Origin of the sequence: Paenibacillus antibioticophila, assembly GCF_000455265.1 — a bacterium.
GTDB classification, from domain to species: domain Bacteria; phylum Bacillota; class Bacilli; order Paenibacillales; family Paenibacillaceae; genus Fontibacillus; species Fontibacillus antibioticophila.
Genome location: NZ_HG005139.1, coordinates 1,231,042 through 1,234,412, shown reverse-complemented (window position 1 = coordinate 1,234,412; position 3,371 = coordinate 1,231,042). Strand labels below are relative to the sequence as shown.

The following is a 3,371-nucleotide window of genomic DNA, read 5'->3' as shown; positions in this document are numbered from 1 at the left end:
ACATAGCAGCGAACCATTCCAGCTCGTTCTCCCCGGTCTCCCCTAGCCACAGCGGCTGATCCAGCCTCTTGGACAACGCCAGATATTCGTCGTATGCCTCCTTGCCAGGCATGCACGCGTAACGGTGAAAGTGAATCACCATATTGTCGTCATACCGCTTATAAAAGACTGCCGTATTCGTCGCCCAATGATGCCCCTCAATCGAAAGCATATGTTTCGTATCGATTTCCCGGATCGCCGCAATCGCCTCATCATAGAACTCCGTCAGCTTCCGGACCAGGTAATACTCTTGCTTGCCTTCCATCAATCCGGGGCGAACCGGCTCATTCAGCAGGTCATAACCGCCGACAATCCAGCGGTCGCGATAGCGCCGGGCCAGCTCCTTCCACAGCTCAATCCCCTTATGCCAGCTCTCCGGATCGGTGAGCAGCCGCGGGAGATCATCGACCGAATCGTCAATGTTGGCCCCGGTCTGGCCGCCGGGCGCGCCGTGCAGGTCAAGGAACGCATAAATCCCGAATTCCTCGCACCAATCCAGACATTGATCGATCAGCCGGAAGTTCTCCTCCTTCCAGAAGATTCCCGGCTCGTCCTCCATCAGCACACGCCAGCCGATCGGAATTCTAACCGAATTGTAGCCTTGCTCCGCCATCAGACGGATATCCTCGCGAGTGATATATTGATTGCGAAACCGCTTCCAGAATTGTTCCGCGTATTCGGTCCCTGTCAAATCCCGGATCACCGCTTCGATTCTTCTCGGACGATCAAAGCTTTCATCCTGCGACAACCACATATAACCTTCGCATAACAGCCAGTTGCCCAACCCCCACCCGGTCAAAATGATCTCCTCGCCCGCTTCGTTCACAACCCGTGTTCCTTCAGCGCGCAAAAATCCCTTCACCCGTGACCGTTCCATCTGTTCTCTCATTTCGATGTCCTCCTCTGCCTATGTATGTTGATATGGCTTAGTTGTACGCAAAATTGCATACCTGTCCGTAGGGAATCGCCCAGGCATCAATATACCTGCTTGTATCGATCCGCCTCGACACACAATTTTGTTCGAAAAACCGTACAACGTCCCTACCGTCTGCCCACGTTACGCAACGTTTTGTACGGAAAACCGTACAATTCCCCTTTTGCCTGGCCTCATTACGCGGATTTTGTACGATATTCCGCACAAAATACCGCTCATACTGTCCTTTCGCAAAACTTTTATACGGAAAACCGTATAACTCTCCCTCTATACGGCAGCCCCAACACTCAATCTTTGTACCAAAATCCGCACAAATAACCCGCCATCTGCATCAAAGCGTTACTCCCCAAAAAACAGTTGCCATCCAATTCGTAAGCCTAAGCGCCCTCACGTAAATTATAACATTCACGCCAGGACAAGCAGGATGCCCATATTTCAGGTCAGAGGACATTTTTCAAGGCGCAGTTATAGCAACCATCCACTATCTTGAGCGTATTAATCAGGAGTAAGCTATATTTGGAAAGGAGCACCCCACTTGGAACTGATTCTGGATCAAATGGAAAAAGCCTTTGGCGACAAGCAAGTGCTGAAGGGTGCCGGGTACACGTTTGAGAAAGGGAAAATTTACGGTTTACTCGGACGCAACGGCGCCGGTAAAACAACACTGTTCAATTGTCTGAGCCGGGAGCTGTCGATGGATGCGGGACAAGTCCGGCTGCGCAGCGGAGATACCGTGCGCGAGCTTCGTGAAGAGGATGTCGGCTACGTCTACTCCCTGCCTATCCTGCCGGATTTTCTTACGGGATACGAATTCATTAAATTCTACATGGATATCAATCGCGATAAGCTTCAGGCTGACGACTCCATCGACGGTTATTTTGAATTGATCGGCTTCTCTGAGGAAGATCGCCATCTCCTGATCAAGGGCTATTCCCACGGGATGAAGAACAAGATTCAAATGCTGCTGTTTCTGATCATGAAGCCACCAGTTATTTTGCTGGACGAACCCTTGACCTCCTTCGATGTAATCGTAGCGCTGGAAATGAAAAAGCTGCTCAGAGAAATGAAACAGGATCATATTCTGATCTTTTCCACGCATATTTTGCAGCTCGCCACCGACCTATGCGATGAACTCGTCATTCTGAACAATGGCAGCCTGTCCGCTGTTCCGCCGGGACTGATGCACAGTCCGGAATTTGAGTCGAGCATTATTCAATTGCTGAGGGAAGAATCCGATGCAGCGCACAGTTAATCAGATATTCGGAGTCCGTATCTCGTCCGCCGTCAACCGATTAATTTACTATATCCGCAGGCTGCCGTTGGCAGGACGGCTTGTGCCGGAATCGCTGTATGCCAAGGTTTCGGCCAAACGGGCCCTGTCCGTCGTCGCCTGGATTCTGATGATCCTGTGGGGTCTGTTATCCAAGCTTCTCTATCTGGGTCTGATAGTTTATTATCCTGCGGTATCGATCAAGCTGGATAGCTTTGCGGGCTATAGCAACCCGCAGCTCAGCCTGTTCAGTCATATATTTCTGATCATCAGCTTCATTACGGCCGGGGTGTCAAACTGTACCATCCTGGAGCCAAAGCGGGAGAAGTTCATAGCTGTCAAGCTGATGCGCATACAACCCGACATCTATATGAAGGCGACACTCGGCTACAAATATCTCACTTCCTTCATCTACTACATACCGGCGCTGCTGCTGTTCGTTCTGCTTCTGGACGGTACGGTTATGCAGGCTTTGTCTCTGGCAGTGACGGTCACACTGTCCCGGGTGATCTGGGAGTACATTCATTTGAAGCTGTTTGAAGCCAATGGCATGGTACTGGTCAAGCAGAACCTGATTGTCTGGCTGACCATCGGCGTTACCTATGCCCTTGCCTACGCTCCCTTATTGTTCCCGGAGGTTCCACTGCTCGGGGGAATATTGCTGTCATGGGTTGCGCCCGTTATCCTGATTCCGCTCGGAGTTTTTGCTTTGCTTCGTTTAGCTAAATATGATGATTACCGGGCGGTAACAGATGCCGCTACCAAACGGGATGATCCGCTGCTGGACATGGGACGTCTAATCAAGGAAGCAGAGCTCAAGAGCGTTCAGACCAAGGCTGGCGAGACAGACTTGACGGTCAGACAGGATGGACAAGGCGGAAACAAGCAAGGCTACGCCTTTCTCAACACGCTGTTCTTCGCACGGCATCGCAGCCTGATCCTGGACCCTGTACGCAAGCGCCTGGCCCTGATTGCCGGCCTCGGAGCTGCCGTCTGTGTAGTATTCGCCCTGAGCGCTGACGCAATCGGACTGGTCATTACCGGCCCCGGCTTCTTCGTTCCTTATTTAGCCTTTACACTGTATCTGCTATCTGTCGGGGAGCGGGTATGCCGGGCATTCTTTTATAA

At 51.5% G+C, this 3,371-nt stretch carries 3 protein-coding genes; 2 read left to right on the top strand and 1 reads right to left on the bottom strand.

Annotated features, from left to right (window positions below):
* Positions 1-928 (bottom strand): glycoside hydrolase family 5 protein (locus tag TX85_RS26995; protein ID WP_199558822.1); only part of this gene is annotated, 928 nt, incomplete at its 3' end.
* Positions 929-1,508: 580 nt separating this feature from the next.
* Between TX85_RS26995 and TX85_RS05400 the strand changes: the two genes are divergently transcribed.
* Both TX85_RS05400 and TX85_RS05395 read left to right on the top strand, forming a co-directional pair.
* Positions 1,509-2,225: an ABC transporter ATP-binding protein gene (locus TX85_RS05400; RefSeq protein ID WP_044478089.1), complete on the top strand. Its 717-nt coding sequence runs from the start codon at positions 1,509-1,511 to the stop codon at positions 2,223-2,225.
* On the top strand, positions 2,209-3,371 hold a 1,163-nt coding region (locus tag TX85_RS05395), incomplete at its 3' end, for a hypothetical protein (protein WP_158297300.1). The genes TX85_RS05400 and TX85_RS05395, both read left to right, overlap by 17 nt.